15 protein-coding genes are annotated in these 22,079 nt (G+C 74.8%); 8 read left to right on the top strand and 7 right to left on the bottom strand.

Going from position 1 to position 22,079, the window contains the following annotated elements:
* Positions 1-681 precede the first annotated feature (681 nt).
* Positions 682-2,259 (top strand): MFS transporter, encoded by a 1,578-nt coding sequence (locus ACSMXW_RS35050; protein ID WP_485802371.1) that lies wholly within the window; start codon positions 682-684, stop codon positions 2,257-2,259.
* Between the two features lie 92 nt (positions 2,260-2,351).
* Here ACSMXW_RS35050 and ACSMXW_RS35045 read toward each other — a convergent pair whose 3' ends face one another.
* From ACSMXW_RS35045 to lnt, 4 genes are all read right to left on the bottom strand, one after another.
* Positions 2,352-4,526, bottom strand: a complete 2,175-nt coding sequence (locus ACSMXW_RS35045; RefSeq protein WP_485802370.1) for a helix-turn-helix domain-containing protein — start codon at positions 4,524-4,526, stop codon at positions 2,352-2,354.
* 216 nt (positions 4,527-4,742) lie between these two features.
* Positions 4,743-5,576: a 3-hydroxybutyrate dehydrogenase gene (locus ACSMXW_RS35040; RefSeq protein ID WP_485802369.1), complete on the bottom strand. Its 834-nt coding sequence runs from the start codon at positions 5,574-5,576 to the stop codon at positions 4,743-4,745.
* Between the two features lie 76 nt (positions 5,577-5,652).
* Entirely contained in the window at positions 5,653-6,132 is a 480-nt protein-coding gene (locus tag ACSMXW_RS35035; protein ID WP_485802367.1) for an NUDIX hydrolase, read from the bottom strand.
* A 9-nt stretch (positions 6,133-6,141) separates the two neighbouring features.
* A complete protein-coding gene (lnt, locus tag ACSMXW_RS35030) occupies positions 6,142-7,827 on the bottom strand; it encodes an apolipoprotein N-acyltransferase (RefSeq protein WP_485802365.1) in 1,686 nt (561 codons plus the stop codon).
* 301 nt (positions 7,828-8,128) lie between these two features.
* On the opposite strand from lnt, the gene ACSMXW_RS35025 reads away from it, so the two are divergent.
* Positions 8,129-9,169 carry an O-antigen ligase family protein gene (locus ACSMXW_RS35025; protein WP_485802363.1) on the top strand — a complete coding sequence of 347 codons (1,041 nt, stop codon included), beginning with the start codon at positions 8,129-8,131 and terminating at the stop codon, positions 9,167-9,169.
* Positions 9,170-9,399: 230 nt separating this feature from the next.
* Here the strand turns inward: ACSMXW_RS35025 and ACSMXW_RS35020 are convergent, their stop codons facing one another.
* Both ACSMXW_RS35020 and ACSMXW_RS35015 read right to left on the bottom strand, forming a co-directional pair.
* On the bottom strand, positions 9,400-9,954 hold the full coding sequence (locus ACSMXW_RS35020) for a hypothetical protein (RefSeq protein ID WP_485802361.1): 555 nt from the start codon (positions 9,952-9,954) through the stop codon (positions 9,400-9,402).
* Positions 9,955-10,021: 67 nt separating this feature from the next.
* On the bottom strand, positions 10,022-10,816 hold the full coding sequence (locus ACSMXW_RS35015) for a glutamate racemase (RefSeq protein WP_485802360.1): 795 nt from the start codon (positions 10,814-10,816) through the stop codon (positions 10,022-10,024).
* Between the two features lie 365 nt (positions 10,817-11,181).
* Here ACSMXW_RS35015 and ACSMXW_RS35010 point away from each other — a divergent pair, with 365 nt between their 5' ends.
* The 5 genes from ACSMXW_RS35010 to ACSMXW_RS34990 all read left to right on the top strand — a co-directional run bounded on the left by ACSMXW_RS35010 (position 11,182) and on the right by ACSMXW_RS34990 (position 17,767).
* Positions 11,182-12,399 carry a glycosyltransferase gene (locus ACSMXW_RS35010; protein WP_485802358.1) on the top strand — a complete coding sequence of 406 codons (1,218 nt, stop codon included), beginning with the start codon at positions 11,182-11,184 and terminating at the stop codon, positions 12,397-12,399.
* A gap of 542 nt (positions 12,400-12,941) precedes the next feature.
* Positions 12,942-13,442, top strand: a complete 501-nt coding sequence (locus tag ACSMXW_RS35005) for a DUF6643 family protein (RefSeq protein WP_485802356.1) — start codon at positions 12,942-12,944, stop codon at positions 13,440-13,442.
* Positions 13,443-13,498: 56 nt separating this feature from the next.
* A complete protein-coding gene (locus ACSMXW_RS35000; protein ID WP_485802354.1) occupies positions 13,499-14,323 on the top strand; it encodes an MOSC domain-containing protein in 825 nt (274 codons plus the stop codon).
* Positions 14,324-14,588: 265 nt separating this feature from the next.
* Positions 14,589-15,194 carry an Rv1733c family protein gene (locus tag ACSMXW_RS34995; protein ID WP_485802353.1) on the top strand — a complete coding sequence of 202 codons (606 nt, stop codon included), beginning with the start codon at positions 14,589-14,591 and terminating at the stop codon, positions 15,192-15,194.
* Between the two features lie 122 nt (positions 15,195-15,316).
* Positions 15,317-17,767, top strand: coding sequence for a right-handed parallel beta-helix repeat-containing protein (locus tag ACSMXW_RS34990; protein ID WP_485802352.1), 2,451 nt, complete (start codon positions 15,317-15,319; stop codon positions 17,765-17,767).
* A gap of 559 nt (positions 17,768-18,326) precedes the next feature.
* On the opposite strand, the gene ACSMXW_RS34985 is transcribed toward ACSMXW_RS34990, so the two are convergent.
* Positions 18,327-20,654, bottom strand: a complete 2,328-nt coding sequence (locus tag ACSMXW_RS34985; protein WP_485808498.1) for a hypothetical protein — start codon at positions 20,652-20,654, stop codon at positions 18,327-18,329.
* Positions 20,655-21,090: 436 nt separating this feature from the next.
* On the opposite strand from ACSMXW_RS34985, the gene ACSMXW_RS34980 reads away from it, so the two are divergent.
* Positions 21,091-22,002 carry a DeoR/GlpR family DNA-binding transcription regulator gene (locus ACSMXW_RS34980; RefSeq protein ID WP_485802351.1) on the top strand — a complete coding sequence of 304 codons (912 nt, stop codon included), beginning with the start codon at positions 21,091-21,093 and terminating at the stop codon, positions 22,000-22,002.
* The last annotated feature ends 77 nt before the right edge of the window (positions 22,003-22,079 follow it).

Raw genomic sequence — 22,079 nt, 5'->3', positions numbered from 1 at the left:
GTGACCGTGCCCACCGGTGCCGGCAAGCGCCTGACGTCCGCCGCCACTCCATCAGCACAATCTCCCCCGGATACGTAGTGACCGTCGGTCAGGCCTCTTATGGGCCACCGCGTCAACGCGACAAGACGGTCGCTTGGTGCTACCGCGAACATCTCTTTGCCTGGAGATTACCTCACGACCGGAGGTCAAGTCACAGTAAAACGCTGCTCCATATGGGTGATTGACGCATGCCCGACCGTGATGCGCTCGGGCGTGCGCCCCCATTGCGCCATGTGGAAGAGCGCTACCCCCGCGCGCGGTGCACGGCGCCGGAGCAGCGCGAATCGTCCGGGCGCCCGGCCGAGCGGTCCCACGCCCGGCCTGCGCCCGCCGATGTGGCCGCGGTACCCGCCCGGCGGGCACGCGGCGCCCCCAGCCCCGTCGGACGTATCAGGAAGCCGGGGCCCCCTCCCGCTTCCCGGGGCCTGCGTCGGTTGCGCTGATTACGTTTGCGATGTCATCGCGTGCGGTGTCCTCCCGGGGCGGTGACGCGCCGCCATCCGCAGTGCGGTTTCGGTCATAGAGACCGCACGCATACGCCGCCCCTGAACTATGGCGTCCCGCCATATGTGCGCCCGATGTGCGTGTTCCTACCTTGTGCCGACACGTAGTCCTCCTCTCCCACGCCTGGATGTGGTGCACATGGCCTCTGCAGCAGCCGCTCCCCCGACGCCGGCGAAGCTTCCCCGGATCGTCGCCGCGAGCCTCGTCGGCACCACTGTCGAGTGGTACGACTTCTTCCTCTACGGGTCCGCCGCGGCCCTGGTCTTCAACAAGCTCTTCTTCCCCGACTCGGACCCGCTCGTCGGCACCCTGCTGTCCTTCCTCACCTACGCCGTCGGCTTCGCCGCCCGGCCGCTCGGCGCCCTGGTGTTCGGCCACTACGGGGACCGGCTCGGCCGGAAGAGGCTGCTGGTCGTCAGCCTGCTGACGATGGGCGCGGCGACCTTCGCGATCGGGCTGCTGCCCACCCATGCCACGGTGGGCAGCGCCGCCCCCGTGCTGCTCACGGTGCTGCGCCTGGTCCAGGGGTTCGCGCTCGGCGGTGAGTGGGGCGGTGCCGTGCTGCTGGTCTCCGAGCACGGCGACGCACGGCGCCGTGGGTTCTGGGCGTCCTGGCCGCAGACCGGCGCGCCCGCGGGCCAGCTCCTCGCCACCGGGGTGCTGTCGCTGCTGACCTGGCTGCTGTCCGACGCCGCGTTCGGGTCCTGGGGCTGGCGGGTGCCTTTCCTGCTCTCCGGAGTGCTGGTCGTGATCGGTCTGTGGATTCGTCTCTCCGTCGATGAGTCCCCCGTCTTCCAGGCCGCCCTCGCGCGCGCCGAGGCCCGCAGGGCGGCCGAGGCCGCCGCGGCCGTCGTGGGGAGCGAGCGGCAGGCGGCGGCCGGGGGCACCAGGGCGATGGCCACGGCCACGGCCGAGAGGCTGCCCCTGGTCGGTGTGGTGCGCGAGCACTGGCGCGACGTGCTGGTGGCCATGGGCGCCCGGATGGCGGAGAACATCGGCTATTACGTCATCACCGCGTTCGTCCTCGTCTACGCCACCACGTCGGCCGGGGTGTCCGAGCAGACCGCGCTCAACTCCGTGCTGATCGGCTCCGCCGTGCACTTCGCCGTGATCCCGGCGTGGGGCGCGCTGTCGGACCGGATCGGCCGCAAGCCGGTGTACCTGCTCGGCGCGGCGGGGGTGGGCGCGTGGATCGTGCCGTTCTTCACGCTGGCCGACACCGGCTCGTTCGGCGCCCTGGTGCTCGCCGTGACCGTCGCCCTGATCCTGCACGGTGCCATGTACGCGCCGCAGGCGGCGTTCTTCGCGGAGATGTTCGCCACCCGCATGCGGTACTCGGGTGCGTCCATGGGCGCGCAGTTCGCGTCCGTCGCGGCCGGCGCGCCGGCACCGCTGATCGCCACCGCACTGCTCGACGACTACGGCAGCTCCACCCCCGTCTCCCTGTATGTGATCGCGGCGGCCGTGGTGACGCTCATCGCGGTGGGGGTGGCCAAGGAGACCCGGCACCGCGATCTGGAGGACGTGACGGCCGACTCGGGGCGCGGGCCGACGGGCGCTCCCCCCTCGGACGCCGGCACCTCCACGTCCGAGGCAGGCGGCTGCTCTGAGGCCGGCAACTCCGCCTCTGGTGCCGACGCCGTCGCGGACACCGCTGCGGACACCGCTGCGGACACCGCTGCGGACACCGCCTCCGCGCACACGCGCTCGGCGTGACGAAGAGCGCCGCTCCACCGGCATTCCACCGCCACTCCACCGCAGCCCCACCCGGCCGGGGCGCCCTCCCGCCGCGGGGTGGCGCCCCGCGCTCAGTCCCCGTCGAGCGCCGGCGCCAGCCGGTGCAGGCGCAGCGCGAGCTGGATCTCCAGGGCGCGGCCGGGGCTCTGCCAGTCGGCGCCGAGCAGGCGCCCCACCCGCTCAAGACGCTGCGCCACCGTGTTCACGTGCACATGCAGCTCGTCCTTGGTGCGGGCCGGGCTCATTCCGCAGGCGAAGTAGGCGTCCAGGGTGCGGACGAGATCGGTGCCGCGCCGCCGGTCGTAGTCGACGACGGCGCCGATGCCGCGGCGCACGAACCCGGATATGTCCCGGCTGTCGGCGAGCAGCAGCCCGAGGAACCCGAAGTCCTCGGCGGCCGCGCCCTGACCCGCGCGGCCCAGCAGCCGCAGTGCGTCCAGGCAGCGGCGGCTCTCCGCGTACGCGGCGGCCACCGCGTCGGTGCCGGCCGCCAGCCCGGCGACGGGGCCGGACGCGCCGACGGTGACCGCCTCGTGCACGGCCGTGCCCAGCCGCCGGGCGACACCCCGGGCCAGCTCGGCCGCGGTGCCGCGGGCGGCGAGCGGGAGCAGCAGCACGGTGCCGCCGTCCCGGGCCGAGGCCAGGCCGTGCCGGGTGGCGGCCAGGTGGGACGCGGCGGACCACAGCCGGCGCCGGGCGTCGGCCTCGGTCTCCGCGTCGGCGTGCTCGCCGCCCAGCCGGGCGGCGAGCACCACGTGCGTGGCGTCCGGGTCCGCGCCCAGCCTGGCCGCGCGCTCCCGCAGCAGGCGCGGGTCACGGTCGCGGGCGTCCAGCAGATCGTCCAGGAGCTCCCCGCGGACGCGCTGTTCGGCGTCGGAGGCGGACCGCCGGGCGAGCAGCAGCAGGGAGGTGACCATCGCGGCCCGCTCCAGGGTGCGCTGGTCGACCGGGTCCAGGCGGGGGTGGCCGTGCAGGACCAGCGCGCCGAACAGTTCGCCGCCCGCGGCGACGGCCGCGATCCAGTCCTGCCCGTGCCGTACCGCGTGCCCGTCCTGCGCGGAGGCCGTCAGCGCCCCCTGGGCGGAGCCGGTGAGCGCCCCCGCGGGCGCGGCGGAGGCGTCGGTGAACTCCACCGTGCCGTCCAGCACCTCGGAGACGGCGGCGGCGACGTCGTGCACACCGCCGCCGCGCAGCACCAGCTCGGTGAGCCGGTCGTGGACGTCGGAGGCGCGCTCGATGACGCCACTGCGGTCCCGGATGATCTCGTTGGCCCGCTCCAGGCCGCCCAGCGCCTCGCGGGTCTCCGACAGCAGGTGGGCCGTGTCGATGGCGGCGGCCGCGAGCGCGGCGAAGGAGCCAAGCAGTGCGATCTGCTCACGCTCGAAGACCCTGGCCCGCCGGTCCGCCGCGAACAGCACCCCGATCACCTGGGGGCCGAGCTTCAGCGGCACCCCGAGGATGGCGACGAGACCCTCCTCCGCGACACCGGTGTCGATGGTGCGGGTGTGCTGGAAGCGGGCGTCGTTGAAGTAGTCGTCGGTGACATAGGGGCGGGCGGTCTGGGCGACCAGGCCGCCGAGGCCCTCCCCCATGCCGAGCCTGAGCTGCTGGAAGCGGGCCGCGACAGAGCCCTCCGTGACGCGCATGTACGTGTCGCCCCGCTCCGGGTCGTTGAGCGTGAGGTAGGCGACGTCGGTGCCGAGCAGGGAGCGGGCGCGCTGCACGATCGCCTGCAGGACGACATCGAGATCGCGGAGGCCCGCCAGGTCGTGCGCGGTCTCGAAGAGCGCGGACAGCTCGGCCTCGCGGCGCCTGCGTCCCTCCAGCTCCGCGCGGACCCGCAGGGCGAGCATCTTGGCACGCTCCAGGGCCGCGATCCGGCCGGCGGGCTGCCCGGCGGCACGGGCCCGCAGCACCGGCTGCTCGTACGCGTCCGCCGGGGCGTCCCGCGTCAACAGCTCCAGGAAATCAGGGGACTCCAGGGGGATCGAGAGCTCGGGCAGCTCCGGGGGCCCCGGCCGCTCCGCGGACCCCGGCCGCTCCGGAGGCTCCGGCCGCTCCGGGGTCTCCGGCGGCTGTGGGGACTGCGAGCGCTCGGTGAGACCCGGGGATTCCCCACCCTCGGCGGCCCCGCCCGCCGCACCGGGCCCATCCTCCTCCACGGCCCGCCCCCGCCCGCCCGTCTCCGCACCCGCACCGGACCCGCCGGCCTCCCCCGCCTCTCCCGACTCGCCGATCTCCCCCATCTCTCCGATCTCTCCGGCCTCTGCGGCCTCTGCGGCCTCTCCGCGCCCACGCGGATATGCGGCACGGGCCGGCCGTGTCTGCGTGCCGATGCTCCGAACCCGCCCGGCGGTGTCCGGCCTGTCGCCCTCGCGTTCCATGGTCACCAGGATTACCTGCCGTACGCCGGACCCCGCCACCCCTGTGGATAACTCCCGGTGCCGTACCGTCCGGAGGAGTCAGTGCGCCGTCCAGCCGCCGTCCAGCACCAGAGAGGTGCCGGTCACGAAGGACGCGGCGGGCGAGCACAGGTAGGCCACGGCCTCGGCGACCTCGTCGGGCTCCACCAGGCGTTTGACGGCGCTGTCCTGCAGCAGCACCTCGGTGAGGACCCGCTCCTCGGGGATGCCGTGGGCCTTCGCCTGGTCCGCGATCTGCCGTTCGACCAGGGGGGTCCGGACATAGCCCGGGTTGACGCAGTTGGAGGTGACCCCGTGCGCGGCGCCCTCCAGGGCGGCGGTCTTCGACAGGCCCTCCAGACCGTGCTTGGCGGCGACATAGGCGGCCTTGTACGGCGAGGCGCGCAGCCCGTGCACCGAGGAGATGTTGACGATGCGGCCCCAGCCCTGGCCGTACATGTGCGGCAGGGCGCCCCGGATCAGCCGGAACGGCGCCTCCAGCATCACGGTGAGCACCGTGTGGAACACATCCGGCGGGAAATCCTCGATCGGCCGCACGAGCTGGAGCCCCGCGTTGTTGACGAGGATGTCGGTGCCGTCGGCGCTGGCCTCGGCGGCGTCCAGGTCGGTGAGGTCCAGGGTGAGCGTCTCGACGCCGCCGGGCAGTCCGGCCGACTCGTCGCCGAGGGTGCCGAGGCCCTCCGCGTCCCGGTCCACGGCACGCACCGCGGCACCGGCCGCGGCGAGCCGCAGCGCACAGGACCGGCCTATGCCGCTGGCAGCCCCGGTGACCAGCGCGGTGCGGCCGGCGAGGCCGGGGCCGGCGCCTTGGGAGTCCGCGGCCGTCGAGGTGACGAAGGGAACGGAGGAGCTCGGTGTGCTGGGCGCGGTCATGATCCGACCCTAGACAGTCGCCTTCGTACGACCCATATGGGCACCCCCCATACTTCACACGTCACCGGTGGGCACTTCACACGTCACCGGTGGGCTCGAACCATGTGGGGGCATCGGCCAGGGCCTGCTTGATCCGGAACAGTCCCGTCTCGTGCAGTTCCGGCAGCGCGTCCACCGGGAACCAGCCCACTTCCACCGACTCGTCGTCGTTGACCCGCGCCCGCCCGCCCACGGCCCGGCAGCGGAAGGTGATGTCCATGAACTGGCACTGATCGCCGTTCGCATAGGTGACCGGCTCCAGTGCCTGCACCAGGACGACGCGCTCGGCGACGCAGTGCACCGCCGTCTCCTCGTACACCTCGCGCACCGCACACGCCGCGGGCTGCTCCCCCGGGTCCGGGATGCCGCCGATCACCGACCACTTCCGGTTGTCGCTGCGTCGCCCGAGGAGGACTCTGCCGTCGTCGTCGAAGACGATCGCGGTGACGCCGGGAAGCCAGAGCAGCTGGTGGCCGGCGGTGGCCCGCACGGTCCGGATGAAGTCAGGAGTAGCCATGGCCCGACCCTAACGGCCCCCGCCGCCGTCGCCAGGGTGCGGCCCCGGGTCCCGGGCGGGGTCTGCCGCCGGCCCGCCCGCCGGGCGCGGGACCGCGCGCCGGGCCCGTACCGAGGCCGTCACCGCCCAGCCGAGGCCGCCCGCCGCCACCAGCACGAGCAGGCCCTCGGGGAGCACGCCGAGGCGGGTCGCGGGGGTCAGCGAGGAGCGCAGCGGCACCTTGTCGACCAGGGCGTCGGCCGTGAACATCGCCGTCCTCGCGACGATCCGCCCGTCCGGCCGGATCACGGCGCTGACGCCGCTCGTCACCGGGACGGTGACGCTACGGCTGTGCTCCACGGCCCGGATCCGGCTCATGGCGAGTTGCTGGTAGGTCATCTCGCTGCGGTCGAACGTCGCGTTGTTGCTCGGTACGGAGATCATCTGCGCCCCGTCGCGCACGGTGTCCCGCACGGCCCAGTCGAAGGCCGCCTCGTAGCAGGTGGCGAGGCCCACCTTGGCACCCGCCATGGTGAAGACGCCCGGCTTGGTGCCGCGGCTGAAGTCCTGCGGCACCATCCCGACGTCGCTGCTGAACGCGCTGACGAGGGACCGCAGGGGGATGTACTCGCCGAACGGCTGGATCTGCCGCTTGTCGTAGGTGTCCGTGGGCCCCTTGGCCGGGTCCCACAGGATCTGCTCGTTGAAGAGCCTGCCGTCGCTCTTCTGGACGACGCTGCCCACCGAGACGGGCGCCCCGATGTCCCGGACCGCGGCGTCGATCTCGGCGCGGGCGTCCGGGTTGGTGAACGGGTCGATGTCCGAGGAGTTCTCCGGCCAGAGCACCAGGTCGGGGCGGGCCACCTTGCCGGCCCTGATCTGCGCCGCGAGGCGTTCGGTCTCCCGTACGTGGTAGTCGAGGACGGCGCGCCGCTGGGCGTTGAAGGCGAGCCCGGCGCGTGGCACGTTGCCCTGGATCACCGCGACGGTGACCTCGCCGTCCTGGGCGGCGTCGCTGACCAGCGGCAGGGCGGCGAACCCGGCCGCGACGGGCACGGCGACGGTGAGCAGCGCGGCCGTCGCGGCACCACGGCGCAGCACCCGGGTGCGGCGGGCACCGAGCACCTGGCGGACAACCTCGTGGAGACCGAAGCCGCAGAGCACCACCGCGAAGCCGAGCACCGGGGTGCCGCCGACCGCGGCAAGCGGCAGGAACACCCCGTCGGCCTGCCCGAAGGCGATCTTTCCCCAGGGGAAGCCGCCGAACGGCACGCGTGCGCGTGCCGCCTCCCCGGCGATCCACAGGGCCGCGGCCCACACCGGCCACACCGGCAGCCGGGAGACCACCGCCACGGACGCGCCCACCAGTGCGATGAAGCACGCCTCTGCGGCGACCAGCGCCAGCCAGGGTCCCGGCCCGACCTCCACGCCCGTCCACACCAGCAGCGGCAGCAGGAACCCGAGCCCGAAGAGGTAACCGAGGCCCGCCCCGGCCTTCCAGCCGCGGCCGTGCAGGCACCAGCCGAACACCGCGAAGGCCGGCAGGGCCAGCCACCACAGGTCGCGCGGCGGGAAGCTGATGTACAGCAGCACACCCGCCAGCACCGCGGCGGCCGCCGGGACCAGGCCTCTGACCAGGAGTACGAGCCGCGTGGGGGACACCGGGGCCTGCGGGGGCGGGTCCGTGTCACGCACGGAAGTGGCGATGGCGGTCACCCGGGGAGTGTACGGCGCGTCACCGCCGCGCCCGCGGGCCGGCCGCCGCCGTGCCGGCCAAGGCCTCCGGACCCACCGTCGCCGACCGGCCCCCGCACGCACCTTCTCCGTCATTTCCGCATCGTTTCTTCCCTGCTTGTCCACAAACCGACGCATCAACCACTACCGTGTGCGCAAGTCCCCGATGTGCAGCCGTACCGGTGGGAGCCGTGCCGGTGGCGCCGATCGGGGCCCGTCAGACGTCGGGGGGCGACGGGTGGGGTTCACGGGGCGGTGGGTGGGGGCGGCAGGGCGGACGGCGGTGTCCGCTTCCGCGGTTGCGGACGATCGCCGCGGCGGGGCGGATGCCGTGGGCATGGTGGTGCTCGGCGGCTGTGCGGCGTGGTCCCTGGTGACGGCCGCGGCCACCGGCGGCAGACCGGAGGGCATGCTGCTGGCCGTGCTGGCGGTGGCGGCCGGATACGCGGGCGGACGGATCGCCGGGACGGTGCTGCCGGTGGCGGCGCCCGCGGCCGGGGCGCTGGCCGGGGGCATCCTGATGGCGGCGGCGCCGGGCGCCCCGCATCCGTCGCCCGCCCTGCATCCGCCGGACGGCCCGCTCCCACTCGGGGACACGGCGGGCACGGCCGCCGTCTGGGTGCTGTGCGCGGGTGCGGCGTGTTGTGCGGCCGCCACCGCCGAGCGGCCCGGAGTGCGCGTTCTGCTGCGGCTGCCGGCCGCCGCGCTGGTGCCGGCGGCGGCACTGCTGGGCTCGCCCGCGGGTGCCGTGGGCGCCCTGGTGGTGCTGGTGTGCTCACTGGTGGCCGGCCGGGTGCGCAGGTCGTGGGGGCTCGCGGCCCTCACCGCCGTCTCGGCGCTGGCGGCGGCGGCCACCTGGGGCCTTGCCTCCGGCACCCTGCCGCCCGGCCTGTCGGCGCCCGCGGGGGACGTGCTCGGCGCGCACCGCCTGCTGCTGTGGCGGGACGCGGCCCGGCTCGCCCTCGACCATCCGGTGCTCGGTGCGGGGCCGGGCCGGTTCGCCGATCTCGGTCCCGAGGCCGCGGCGGCCCCGGCGGCGGACGGCAGGCCGCATTCGGCACTGCTGCAGCAGGCGGCCGAGCAGGGTTTCGTGGGGGTGCTCCTGCTGGCCGCGGCTCCCTGCTGGGCGCTGCACGCGCTGTGGCGCTCGCCGCGGCCCGCGCCCGTGGTCCTCACGGCGACCGCCGCCCTGACGGTGCTGGCCGGGCCGGCCCTGGCGGGCAACGCCCTGAGCTTCACCTCGGTCACGGCCGGCGCCGGCCTCCTCGCGGGCGTCGCGACGGCTCGGCCGCTGGGGGGCGAGCTCGACGCGTTCCAGTCGTGACGGGGCCGCCCCGGCGCGGGGCGGTCGCGTGGGGCGCCGGGCGGTCGTGGACATGCGCCGGGCGCGGCGGGGCGCAGGAGGTCGTTGGAGGTCGTTGGAGGGGTCGGACGAGGTGCTGTCAGGCCCGGCGGACTCGGATGGACACCGTGAGGGGCTTGCTTCGGCCGGCCGTCAGGCGGGCATCGGACGCCCGTGCGGAGCCGAACCGTCGGGCCGGGGTCCGCCGGGCGTCAGGCGGGCGTGCCCGGTGCGGTGCGGCCGAGGTGGGCCCGGATGAACCTGACCGCGGCCTCGGCGTTGTCCACGGTGACCGTGAACCGGTGGCCGTCCCCCAGGACCAGCACCATGCCCTCACCGCGCCGCACCACCACGGCGGTGCCCTTGCCGGGCCGCCACCGGTACCCCCAACCGCCCCACTGCCGGGGCGTGACCCGCGGTGCGAAGGTGGCGTCCACGACATGGGAGAGCAGGATCCGGCGGCGCGGCACGCCGATGTGCCCGCAGCGCACCTCGAGGCAGTCCTTGTCGACCTTCACGGCGACGTGCACGAAGGCGAGCGTGCCGTACAGCATCAGCAGACCGGCGGCGATGCAGCCGACGACGGCCACGATCAGGGCGGGCAGTCCGGAGGCCCATCCGGGGTCGACGGCGAGCTCGACGCCGAGTGCGAGACAGGCGGCACCGCCGGTGGCGAGCAGCCACTGTGCGCGGTTGGTCGCTCGTCCCGTCCAGATTGCCGGCAGCGCTTCGCTGGAGCCGCGCGCACCGTGGAGGTGGTGCCTCATGTCACGAGAGTACCCAGGTTCGGCACCGGCGGCAGCGGATCCCGCTCGGGTCACGCCACGGCGCGGGTCACCGCACGGGGCTGACGGCGGCGAGCTGCCGGCCCTCTGGGTAGGCCAGGGCCTCGGCGGGCAGCGCCGCCTCGCGGCCGCTCAACAGCACGGTCAGACCGCCCGGCTCGCGCCCCGCGGTGTCCGGTCCGGTGGGCTGGACGCCGATCCTGCGCAGCGCCTGGGCGGCGACGGCACCGGCCGAGCCGTGCATGACGAGGGGCGGCAGGCCGTCCCGCTGCACGGCGGCGCGGATGCGTTCCGCGACCAGTTCGTAGTGCGTACATCCGAGCACGACGGCGCGGGTGTCCTCGGGTGTGCGTTCCGCCGCGGCGGCGACGGCCGCGGTGACGGCGGACTGGTCGGCGTACTGGACCGCCTCGGCGAGCCCCGGGCAGGCCACCTCGGTGACCGCGACGCCGGCGGCGAAGTCGGCGATGAGCCGGCGCTGGTAGGCGCTGCCCGTGGTGGCGGGCGTGGCCCAGATGGCCACCGGGCCGCCGCCCGCCGCCGCCGGCTTGATCGCCGGAACGGTGCCCACCACGGGCAGCGCCGGCTCCAGGCGGGCGCGCAGCGCGTCCAGGGCGTGTACGGAGGCCGTGTTGCAGGCGACGATCAGCACGTCGGGTCCGAGGGCGGCGGCCGCCTCCGCGGCGGCCACGGCGTGCGCCGAGACGTCGTGCGGGGCGCGCGGGCCCCAGGGCATGCCGTCCGGGTCGCAGGAGAGCACCAGGTCGGCGTCGGGTCGCAGCCGCCGCACCGCGGCGGCCGTGGGAAGCAGTCCGAGTCCGGAGTCCACGAGCGCGATCTTCACCCCGCCACCTTAGACGATGGGTCCTGACAGGACCCGGCCGAGCCCCGACCGCGCCGGGCCGGACCGGCAAGCCGTCGCCGTCCCGGAGGGCGGCCCCCGCCGTGCGCCCGGACCACCAGCCGGTGGGTGGCTGGTCGCCCGGCTCCCCGCGCCCCTCATCGGCGCGCAGCCCCCGCCGCGAAGGGGGCGCGAGGCTGTGTCGATGTGCGGCTCGGCCGCATGGTCGCGCCCCCGGCCACACCGTCAGGTCGCCCCCCGTCCCGAAGGGCCGGCCCCTGCCGTGCCCGGACCACGGGCCCGTTGGTGGGGCGCGCTTCGGCGGGCCGGACTGGGCGGCCCGCGGACCGTGGGGCAGACTGCGGCGGGTGAGCGTCTTGACGGGAATCGCCCTCGTATCACTGGTCGGATGGCTGTGGCTGCTGCTGGGCCAGGGGTTCTTCTGGCGCACCGATGTGCGCCTGCCGCCGCGGGGGGTGCCGCGCGAGTGGCCGCAGGTGTGCGTGGTGGTGCCGGCCAGGGACGAGGCGGAGGTGCTGCCCCGGAGCCTGCCCTCGCTGCTGGCCCAGGACTACCCGGGCCCCGCCGAGGTGTTCCTCGTCGACGACAGCAGTTCGGACGGCACCGGCGACCTGGCCAGGGCGCTGGCCGAGCGGCACGGCGGGCTGCCGCTCACCGTCTCGTCACCGGGCGAGCCGCCCGCCGGCTGGACGGGCAAGCTGTGGGCGGTGCGGCACGGCATCGGCCTGGCACGTGCGCGTGCGCCGCGGTACCTGCTGCTCACCGACGCCGACATCGCCCATGCGCCGAGCAGTCTCAGGGAGTTGGTGGCCGCGGCCGAGAAGGGCGGATTCGACCTGGTGTCCCAGATGGCGCGGCTGCGGGTGGCGAGCGCCTGGGAGCGGCTGGTGGTCCCGGCCTTCGTGTACTTCTTCGCGCAGCTCTACCCGTTCCGGTGGATCGGTGTGAGCGGGTCACGGACGGCGGCAGCGGCGGGCGGCTGCGTCCTGCTGCGCGCGGAGGCCGCCGACCGCGCCCGGGTGCCGGACGCCATCCGGCAGGCCGTGATCGACGACGTCTCGCTGGCGAAGGCGGTCAAGCGCACCGGTGGCCACATCTGGCTGGGGCTCGCCGACGGGGTCGAGAGCGTGCGGCCGTACCCGCGGCTGCACGACCTGTGGCGCATGGTGTCGCGCAGCGCCTATGCGCAGTTGCGGCACAACCCGCTCGTCCTCGCCGGCACCGTCGTCGGTCTCGCGCTGGTGTACCTGGTGCCGCCCGTGGCGCTGGTCGGGGGGCTCGTCGCGGGCGGTACGGGCAGCGCGGTCGCCGGGGGCCTGGCGTGGCTGGTGATGGCGGGGACGTACCTGCCCATGCTGCGCTACTACCGCCAGCCCCTGTGGCTCGCTCCGCTGCTGCCGTTCACCGCCCTGCTATACCTGCTGATGACGGTGGACTCCGCGGTGCAGCACTACCGGGGCCGGGGGGCGGCCTGGAAGGGCCGTACGTACGCGCGTCCCGACGCCGGTCCTGAGGCGGCGTCAGGGGCCGGGACGACGACCGAGGCCACGCCCGGGCAGCACTGACACGGCAGCCGGCCGGCGGGACGGGAGCCGGGGCCGTTCCGCTCAGGCACGGACCGGGCGGGGCACGCTCGTCGTCGGCGCCCCGGCACCGGGCGGGGGCGGACCGACGGCCGGCACGGCGCCCCGCGCGGCGGGCACGGTGCGGCCGCCGCCCGCCGGGCTCGCGGCCCGAACGGCGGCCCAATTCGACGCGCACGGCAGGTGACCCACCGGCGCATTCGAACTCTCCTTCATTGACACGTCCGCCCGCACTGCACACCGCCGTGGCCGAAGAGATTCGTTCACCCTTTCGCATTCCCGCGGACTCCGCTTTTTCGGGGGCGCCGCGGGCCCGCACAGGCGCGTCGGGAGACCGTCCTGTGACGGTCGTCCGACCGACGGGTAACCCTTCTGGAGCTTGGTCTTTACGCCATTCCTACGTCGCCCGGCGACCGTTTTCCCCACGTTCGCTCGCATTGGGGATCCACAGCTGTGCCCCACCCCCAAAACAACCCTCTTATCGGTCTCCCCAACCAGCACATCGTGGGCTTAACTTATGAGGCATGACCTCCCCCCGCTCCACTTATGGCGGCGGTTACTACTCCGCGCCGTCCTTCCCGGACACTCCGATCTACGACTCCCTGGTCGCAGAGCGGGGCACCCCGCAGATCGCCCCGATCCGCGTTCCCTCGGCCTACGAGGCCCCCGGCAGCCATCTGCCCGCGCTCCCGTCGGCACTTCCGGCCCTGCCCGCGGGGCCCTCCTCGCAGGCCGCGGTGCCTCCTCAGTACGGCGGCGGCTATCAACCGGCCCCGCAGCAGGCGCCCCTGCACCAGGCACCGTCTCCGTACGTGCCCCAGCAGCCGGCCCAGCCGGCACCACCGCGCGGCTACCAGGGCGGCTATCCCCAGCCGCAGCGGCCCGCACCGGCCGGCACGGGCTACGAGGCCATGCGTCCCGCGGCGCCCGTGCGCCCGGCCGCGCCGCGCCCCGCGGCCCCGCGCCAGGCACCGGCCCCGGCCGGCTACGAGGATCCGTACGACAGGCAGTACCGCGGTTACTGAGTGGCCGCGAGCGCGGCCCGGCCCGGAGGCCGTCCGCCGGCTGGCAGAATGCCGCTATGCCGAACCCCGCGCTCGCGTCGCTGCACGTGTATCCGCTCAAGGCCGTGCGGGGCCATGCACCCCGGGAAGCGGTCGTGGAGCCGTGGGGGCTCGCGGGTGACCGGCGCTGGATGCTCGTCGACGACGCCGGCCGGGTCGTCACCCAACGCTCCCATCCGGGCCTGGCACTCGTCACCGCGCAGCTGCTGCCCGGCGGGGGGCTACGGTTGTCGGGACCGGGCCGGGACGCACTGACCGTCGAGGTGCCCGCCTCCGGCGACACCGTCGTCGCGCAGCTCTTCCGGGACAAGGTCGAGCTGGTACCGGCCGACCTGGCGGCGCACGCCTGGTTCAGTGCCCACCTCGGCGAGGACGTGCGCCTCGTGCACCTGGACAGGCCCGCGACGGCCCGCGCCATCGACCCCCGGTACGGGCGCCCCGGAGAGACCGTCTCGCTCGCCGACGGCTACCCCCTGCTGCTCACCTCCCTGTCCTCGCTGGACGCCCTCAACACCCTCGTCGCGCAGGGCGCGCACGCCGCCGAGGGGCCGCTGCCCATGAGCCGGTTCCGGCCGAGCGCGGTCGTCGAGGGCCTGCCCGCCTGGGCGGAGGACGACTGGGAGCGCATCGCCGTCGGCGAGGTCGTCTTCCGGGCCGCCGAGCCGTGTGGGCGCTGTGTGGTGTCCACCACCGACCAGGACAGTGCACGGCGCGGCAGGGAACCCCTGCACACCCTGGCCGCGTACCGCAGGTTCGGCGACAAGCTCGTCTTCGGGCGGCACCTGGTACCGGAGACCACCGGCACCCTGCGGCTGGGCGACCCGGTCACCGTTCTCGCATAGATTCGGCCATACATCCGGCCACCGTGACCGCGCAGGCGCCGGACTCCCAACGCGCCCCATGAGCCGTCGCATAGCCTCGCCCCGCTCGGGAACCCGTCGGGCCGGCACGGACGTTCACAGGACGCGGCCGGGAATCCGACAGGACGGCTGTGGAACCGGCAGGATGCCGGTGAGGGGCGAGCGTGATCTGGCTCTCTCTTCGCGTCATATGGGTGTGGACCGTGCCGTTCGAGGCCAAGACGGACGCGGAAGGGGGTGCAGGGCTGTGCGAGCGATCGTCGGGCTCTGGCGTTGGCGGCACAATCCGCTGCGCCGGAAGACCGATCTCCTCGAATCCTGGGTGGCGCTGACGGCCGCGGTGCTGATCGCCGTCGCCGCCCCGGTCGCCGGAGTGGTGACGGGGACGCTGAGCGAGCAGGCCCTGCTGCGATCGGTTCACCAGCAGCACCTGGAGCGCCACGCGGTGCCGGCCGTGGTGGTGCGCACGGTCCGGCGGCCCCCCGTGGACCCCGACCCGGAGACCGTGGCCGCGCGGGACGCGCACAGCCGTGTGATCGCCAGCTGGCGGGCGCCGGACGGCACCCCGCGCACCGGCCCCGTCATAGCCGACCTGAAGAGCCCCCGCGCCGGCGACCACTTCCCCGTCTGGACCGACCGGCACGGCCACGTGGTCGCCCGCCCGCTGGACCCGGTCGCCGCGAGCACCCATGCGGCGCTGGCCGGCTTCGGCGCGGCCGCGGCCTTCGCCGCCCTGGTCGAGGCCGGCCGCCGGGTGGTCCTCTGGCAGATGGTCCGCCGCAGGTACGCACGCTGGGACCGGGCATGGGAGAAGGCCGGTCCCGACTGGGGCAGGACCGGCACCGGAAGCTGACCGGGCCCCGGACTGGGTCAACTCCCCCGCCGTACACACGCTACCGTGGAGCCGGCCGGCTCCACGGCACTCCTCCGGCACTCTTCGCCGACCGAACCACGAGGTGGGGGACAGAACACCGCATGGCACAGGGCACGGTCCAGGTGACGCACACCGGCACATCGCGGTGGCGGCGCCGCGCGGGCGAATACGCCTCCCTCACGGCGGCCCTGGAGGCCGCGGTGGACGGTGACGTCCTCACCATCTCCGCCGGCACCTACCGCGAGAACCTGCTGGTGCAGCGCGCGGTGACGCTGCGCGGCCCGGAGGGCTCCCCCGGCTCGGTGCGCATAGCGCCCGCCGACGGTGTGCCTCTCACCGTGCGCGCCTCCGCGGTGATCCAGGACCTCCAGGTGGAGGGGCAGGACGCGGCGGCCCCCGCGCTGCTGGTGGAGGACGGCACCCCCGACCTGTCCGGGCTGCGGATCGTCACCCGCTCCGCGACCGGCATCGAGGTGCGCGGCGGCACCGCCCGCCCCACCGTCCGCAGGTGCACGATCGACAACCCCGCGGGCATCGGCATCGCCGTGCTCGACGAGGCCGGCGGCCTCTTCGAGGAGTGCGAGGTCGTCGCATCCGGCCAGGCGGGCGTGGCGGCACGCTCCGGCGCGCATCCGCGTCTCGAACGCTGCCGGGTGCACCACACCTCGGGCGCGGGCCTGTCGGCGACCGGCGAGCACACCGGCCTGGAGGCGGTGGGCTGCGAGGTGTACGAGGTCAAGGGCAGCGGTGTGCAGGTCACCGGCCGGGCCGGGGCGTTCCTCACCGACTGCGATGTGCACCGCACCACGGCCGACGGCATCACCCTGGACACCGACGCGGTGCTCACCCTCGCCGACTGCCGCATCCACGACGTCCCGGAGAACGCGGTGGACCTGAGGTCCCGCTCGGTCCTCACGCTGACCCGCTCCACGGTGCACCGCTTCGGCCGCAACGGCCTGTCGGTGTGGGACCCAGGCACCCGTGTCGACGCCAACCAGTGCGAGATCCACGAGAGCACGGGCGACTACCCGGCGGTGTGGGTGAGCGACGGAGCGACGGCCGTGCTGGAGGCCTGCCGGGTGCACGACGTGCCGGACGCGTTGTTCGTACTCGACCGCGGCTCCCGGGTCGACGTCGTCGACAGCGACCTCTCCCAGGTGCGCAACACCGCGGTGTCGGTGAGCGACGGCGCCACCGCGCAGCTCGACGACTGCCGCATCCGCGACGCCGCCACGGGCGCCTGGTTCCGCGACCACGGCAGCGGCGGCACGCTGTCCGGGTGCACGGTCGACGGCACCCAGACCGGCGTGATCGTCACCAAGGGCGCCGACCCCACCGTCGAGCGCTGCACCATCACCTCCCCCGCGGAGGCCGGCTGCTACGTCTCGGCGGGCGGCCGCGGCAGCTTCCTGAACTGCCGGGTCACCGACAGCGGCGGGTACGGCTTCCACGTCATCGACGGCTGCCGCACCACGCTCCGCAAGTGCCGAACGGAGCGGTGCACCCGCGGCGGCTACGAGTTCGCGGACGCGCCGGCCGGCCAGGGCGGCGGCAGCGGCCCCACCGTCGAGGACTGCACCAGCGACGAGAGCGCCGGCCCCCGGACCGCGATATCCGAGGCCGCGGTGCAGCCGACGGCGTCGGCGGGGCTGCTCGGCCAGATTCCCGCCCAGCGCACCGCGGAGCAGCAGCCCTTCCCCGCCGCGCCCGCGGCGCCGCCGCAGGCCCCCGAGTGGCCGGCGCGCAGCCCCAAGGACGTGCTGGGCGAGCTGGACGCGCTGGTGGGCCTGGAGAGCGTCAAGCGAGAGGTGCGGGCCCTCACCGACATGATCGAGGTGGGCCGACGCAGGCAGCAGGCGGGCCTCAAGGCGGCCTCGGTCCGCCGCCACCTGGTGTTCACGGGCTCCCCGGGCACCGGCAAGACCACGGTGGCCCGGCTGTACGGCGAGATCCTGGCGTCGCTCGCCGTGCTGGAGAAGGGCCACCTGGTGGAGGTGTCCCGGGTGGACCTGGTCGGCGAGCACATCGGCTCCACGGCCATCCGCACCCAGGAGGCGTTCGAGCGGGCCCGCGGCGGGGTGCTCTTCATCGACGAGGCCTATGCGCTCTCGCCGGAGGACTCGGGGCGGGACTTCGGCCGGGAGGCCATCGACACGCTCGTGAAGCTGATGGAGGACCACCGCGACGCCGTGGTGGTGATCGTCGCGGGCTACACGGCGGAGATGGAGCGGTTCCTGTCGGTCAACCCCGGTGTGGCGTCCCGTTTCTCGCGCACCATCACCTTCGGCGACTACACGCCCGCGGAGTTGCTGCGGATCGTGGAGCAGCAGGCGGACGAGCAGGAGTACCGGCTCGGCCCGGGCACCGGCGAGGCCCTGCTGAAGTACTTCACCGAGCTGCCCAAGGGTCCCGGGTTCGGCAACGGCCGCACGGCACGTCAGACGTTCGAGGCGATGGTCGAGCGGCACGCGGGCCGGGTCGCCCAGCTGGCCGAGCCGAGCACGGACGAGCTGACGCTGCTCCACCCCGAGGACCTTCCCGAGCTGCCCTGAGCTCCTCCGCCGGAACTCGTGGCTGCCTGCCCTGAGCCTCCCCCACCGGGCCTTACGGCTGCCTGCCCTGAGCCTCCCCTACCGGGGCCTGCGGCTGTCCGCGCTGAGCGGCGCCCTCTCAGGCCGGACCGTGGCTGTCCGCCTGAGTGGCACCCTCACGAAGGCTTTGCGGCTGTCCGCCAAGGTGGTGCCCCCAACAGGAGGCTCGCGGCTGCCTGCCCTGAGCCTCCCCTACCGGGGCCTGCGGCTGTCCGCGCTGAGCGGCGCCCTCTCAGGCCGGACCGTGGCTGTCCGCCTGAGTGGCACCCTCACGAAGGCTTTGCGGCTGTCCGCCAGGGTGGCGCCCCCACAGGGGGGCCGAGGTCGCCTGCCCACAGCGGTACCCCAGAGGGAGCTGTGGTCGCCCGCCTTGAGCGGTGACCTCGCCGGATGGCCGCCCGCCCTGGCCGCCGCCCCCTCGCCGGCACCAGGCACATGGAGGGGGCCACGCGAGGGGCGCCCCCTGCGCGGGCGCACGTCCGCGTATGCGGTCGCCTGCCCCCGGCCGGCGACCCCGCCGTCACCGGACTTGTGGCTGCCTGCCCGGATCGCCCTCGCCGGCCTGTGGATGCTCCTGGGGGTCGTCGTCGGTGACCACGGCCACCCCGCCGATGTCCGCGGCTGTCTCCTCGGCGCCCGGGCGCTGGTCGGGCACGGCGGGCCGCAGCCGCGCCAACAGCAACGCCCGCTCCTTCGCGAAGGCGGGGTCGGCCTGGTAGTCGCCGTGCCCGAGGATCGGCGCCGGCAGCGGATGCAGCTGAGTGCGCCCGTAGGCCAGCGGGTCCTTGAAGGCGGGTGCGTCGACCCGCGGGCCACCCTCGCCGGGCAGCCGGACGGGGCCTCCGATGGGGTCGGTGGCCCGGTGCAGATTGCGCCAGCAGACCACCTCTCGGTGGAGCCCTTCGAGCGCCTCGGGGCCGAAGTGGGCCGGGAACCACCGCCCGTAGAGGCGTTCCAGCGGGGAGCCGTAGGTGAGCAGTGCCACCCGGCCGCGCATCGCGGGCTTCAGCTGCCAGGCCGCCGCGGCCGCGAGCACACTGCCCTGGGAGTGCCCGGACAGCACGAGGCGGCCGCCCGTGAGCCGTGTCCAGGTCGCCATGCGCCATGTGAGGTCGGGTACCGCGCGCTCGGCGTAGCAGGGGGGCGCGAAGGGGTGTGCGGCGCGCGGCCAGAAGGTGCCGACGTCCCACAGGATCCCTATGGTGCGCCGGGCGGAGACGTCCTTGTAGGCGCGCCGGCCCCAGGTGACGAAGAGGATGAACCCGAACCCGATCAGCCAGGAGCCGAGTGCCTGCGCCGTCTGCGCCGTACCGTCCACGACGGCCCCCGCGCCCTGGGCGGCGCGGCTGGGCACCTCGCCGGTGGCCCACGCGCCGGCCAGCGCGCCCGCGCCCAGCAGCAGGGTCACGGTGGAGATGATGCCGACGGCGAGGGGCGCACGGTCGGTGAGGGCGGCGCGGGCCCGGGTGGCGGCGATCTGGCGGGTGCGCGCCGGGTCCTCCGGCTCGTCCGGGTAGTCGGCCCGGACCCGCGCCAGACCCCGCCGGGTACGGACGGAGGTGCGGACGGCGAGCCAGCCGGCGAGCACCAGCAGGATCACCAGCAGCGGCGGGATCACCGAGGCCTGCCAGGTCAGCAGCACCGGCGGGCCCGCGATGGTGCCGCCCACGCCCGGGCTCCCCGAGCCGTCCACCCAGTCGGCGACGCGCTGCGCCACGCCACCCGTCATCACGCCGCCCAGCGCACAGGCGAGCATGGCGACGGCGGGCCCGCCGAGGCCGCGCAGCACCGTGCGGGTGTCGGGCGAGCCGCGGTGCAGCGCATGGGCGACCACGGCGAGCACGACCACCAGCACGCCCTGTACGAGGGCGATGCCTCCGAAGGTGGCGTCGCCCGGCAGCCGGCCGGCCGACTGCCAGGCGGGGCGGGACCAGCCGGCGTACACCAGGGTGAGCACCAGCACGGCCAGCGCGGCCAGCGGCAGCGCCCGCACCAGGGCCCGGTCGAGGTCGTGGTCGAGCCGCATCTCGCTGCGGCCCCTGCGGGCCACCACCCAGACGACGGCGCAGGCCCCGGCGATCAGCGTCCCGTCCAGGACCCGGCCCAGCGCGTCCAGCGCCACCGGGCCGCCCGGGGCCCGGTCGAAGCGGGCCGCGGAGGTTCCGACGGCGGCGGCCACGGTCAGCAGGCCGGCGGCGGTGTGCGCCGCCCGCAGCCGGGCCACCAGGCGCCGCCCGTACCAGAAGCCCGGCCGGCCGAGGGCGGTGTGCACGTCCTCCTCGGGCTCGCTCCCGCGGGGCAGCGGCTGCGCGGACTCGTAGGCGCTCCAGGTGCGGTGGGAGAGGTACCACAGGAGTGCGGTGAGGGCCGTCGGCACCAGCGCGGCGAGGGCGAGACGGCGGCCCGGCTGGGTCCACCAGCCGTGGTGGAACAGCTCCGGGGAGAGGAACCGCAGCCATGCGTGGTCCTGCGCGCACGCGCGCGTGCCTGCGCACTGCCAGGCCGCGAGGTCCAGGGCGACCTCGCAGGCGGCGGCGACGAGCACCACGGTGAGCGTGAGGCCGGTGAGCCGCACCAGCAGGCCATACGCGCTGACCGCCCCGCCGCGCCCGCGGCGGGTCCTGGGACGCATCCAGTGGGCCAGGTTGACCACCATGAACGGCAGCAGGAGCAGCCACAGCGCGCGGGAGCCGTTGCCCGAGGTGAGGTTGCACCACACATAGGCCTCGGGGACGGGCTTGTCGCGGTACTCCGCGGGGTGCTGCTCGGCGTCGACGTCGTCGGCCCTGCGGTAGACGGCGGCGGTCTCGTCGCCGGTGACGCGGACGGTGCGCGGGTCGCCGAGCATCTCCTCAGGGGTGGTGCCGCCGACGCCGTGCACCAGGAGTTCCAGGGCGGTGCCGTCCGCGGACGCTCGGCTGCCCGCCGTGGGGCCCTTCGTGGCTGCCACAGTTCTGCTTCCCCCCGGTCCCGCGTATGGGTGATGTCCGCTCCCAGGATCCCCGTCCGGCGCCGCCAGGTACACCTTCCGTCACGGAATCTCCCCCCTGGGTTCGGGTGTTGGTCCGAATCCCGCCGTCCGGGCGGGCCGCTCGGCGCCCCGGCCGTGGGTGGGGCCTCGGCGGGAGCCCCGGTGCCCGGGGCGGCGCGATTGTCGGTGGCGCATGCGAGGATGAGGGATCCTGAAGGGCGGATTGCGGCGGATCGACGGCGAACGGCAGCAAGGTGAACGAAGACGGCACAAGGCACCACGGCACAGCGCGCGGCGAGAGGACCCCGGCGGCGTGAGCGAGAACCAGAACCTGCTGGCCGAGCAGCGCCGCGCCCTGATCCTGGACGAGGTGCGGCGCCGCGGCGGTGTCCGTGTCAACGAGCTCACCAGGAAGCTCGGCGTCTCCGACATGACGGTCCGCCGTGACCTGGACGCGCTGGCCCGCCAGGGGGTCCTGGAGAAGGTGCACGGCGGCGCGGTCCCCGTGCTGGAGGCCAGCACCCACGAGCCCGGCTTCGAGGCCAAGTCGGGTCTGGAGCTGACGGCCAAGGAGGACATCGCCCGGGCCGCCGCGGCCCTGGTGCAGCCCGGCACGGCCATCGCCCTGTCCGGCGGCACGACGACCTTCGCGCTCGCCCACCATCTCCTGGACGTGCCCGATCTGACGGTCGTGACCAATTCGGTGCGGGTGGCCGATGTGTTCCACGCGGCGCAGCGGACCGCGGGCCAGCGCCAGGGCGCGGCGACGGTCGTGCTCACCGGCGGGGTGCGCACCCCGTCCGACTCACTGGTCGGCCCGGTCGCCGACCGTGCCATCGGCGAGCTCCACTTCGACATGCTCTTCCTCGGTGTGCACGGCATATCCGTGCAGGCGGGCCTGTCGACGCCCAATCTGGCGGAGGCGGAGACGAACAGGCGTCTGGTGCGCTCCGCCCGCCGTGTGGTGGTCGTCGCCGACCACACGAAGTGGGGCACCGTGGGTCTGAGTTCGTTCGCCGCGCTGTCCCAGGTGGACACCCTGGTCACCGATGCGGGGCTGCCCGAGGAGGCGCGTGCGGAGGTCTCCGAGCAGTTGCGGCGCCTGGTGGTGGCGGGCACGTCCGGAGCGGGCGCACCCGGGTCCGGTGACCAGGCGTCCGCCGCCCCGGGCGAGGGCGGCGGCGCGGAGGCCGCGGAGGCCGCGGAGGCCGCCGCAGGCGGCTGACGAAGCGCTGCGGGCCGGCGGGCTGCCCCGGAGGGGGCGTGCGGTCGCCGTCTCGGCGCCCACGGCCGGATACCGTC

The sequence above is a fragment of the Streptomyces sp. DSM 116793 genome, from assembly GCF_057320905.1.
Note: the sequence above shows the minus strand (reverse complement) of the source record. Positions and strands in the feature narration are given on the sequence as shown.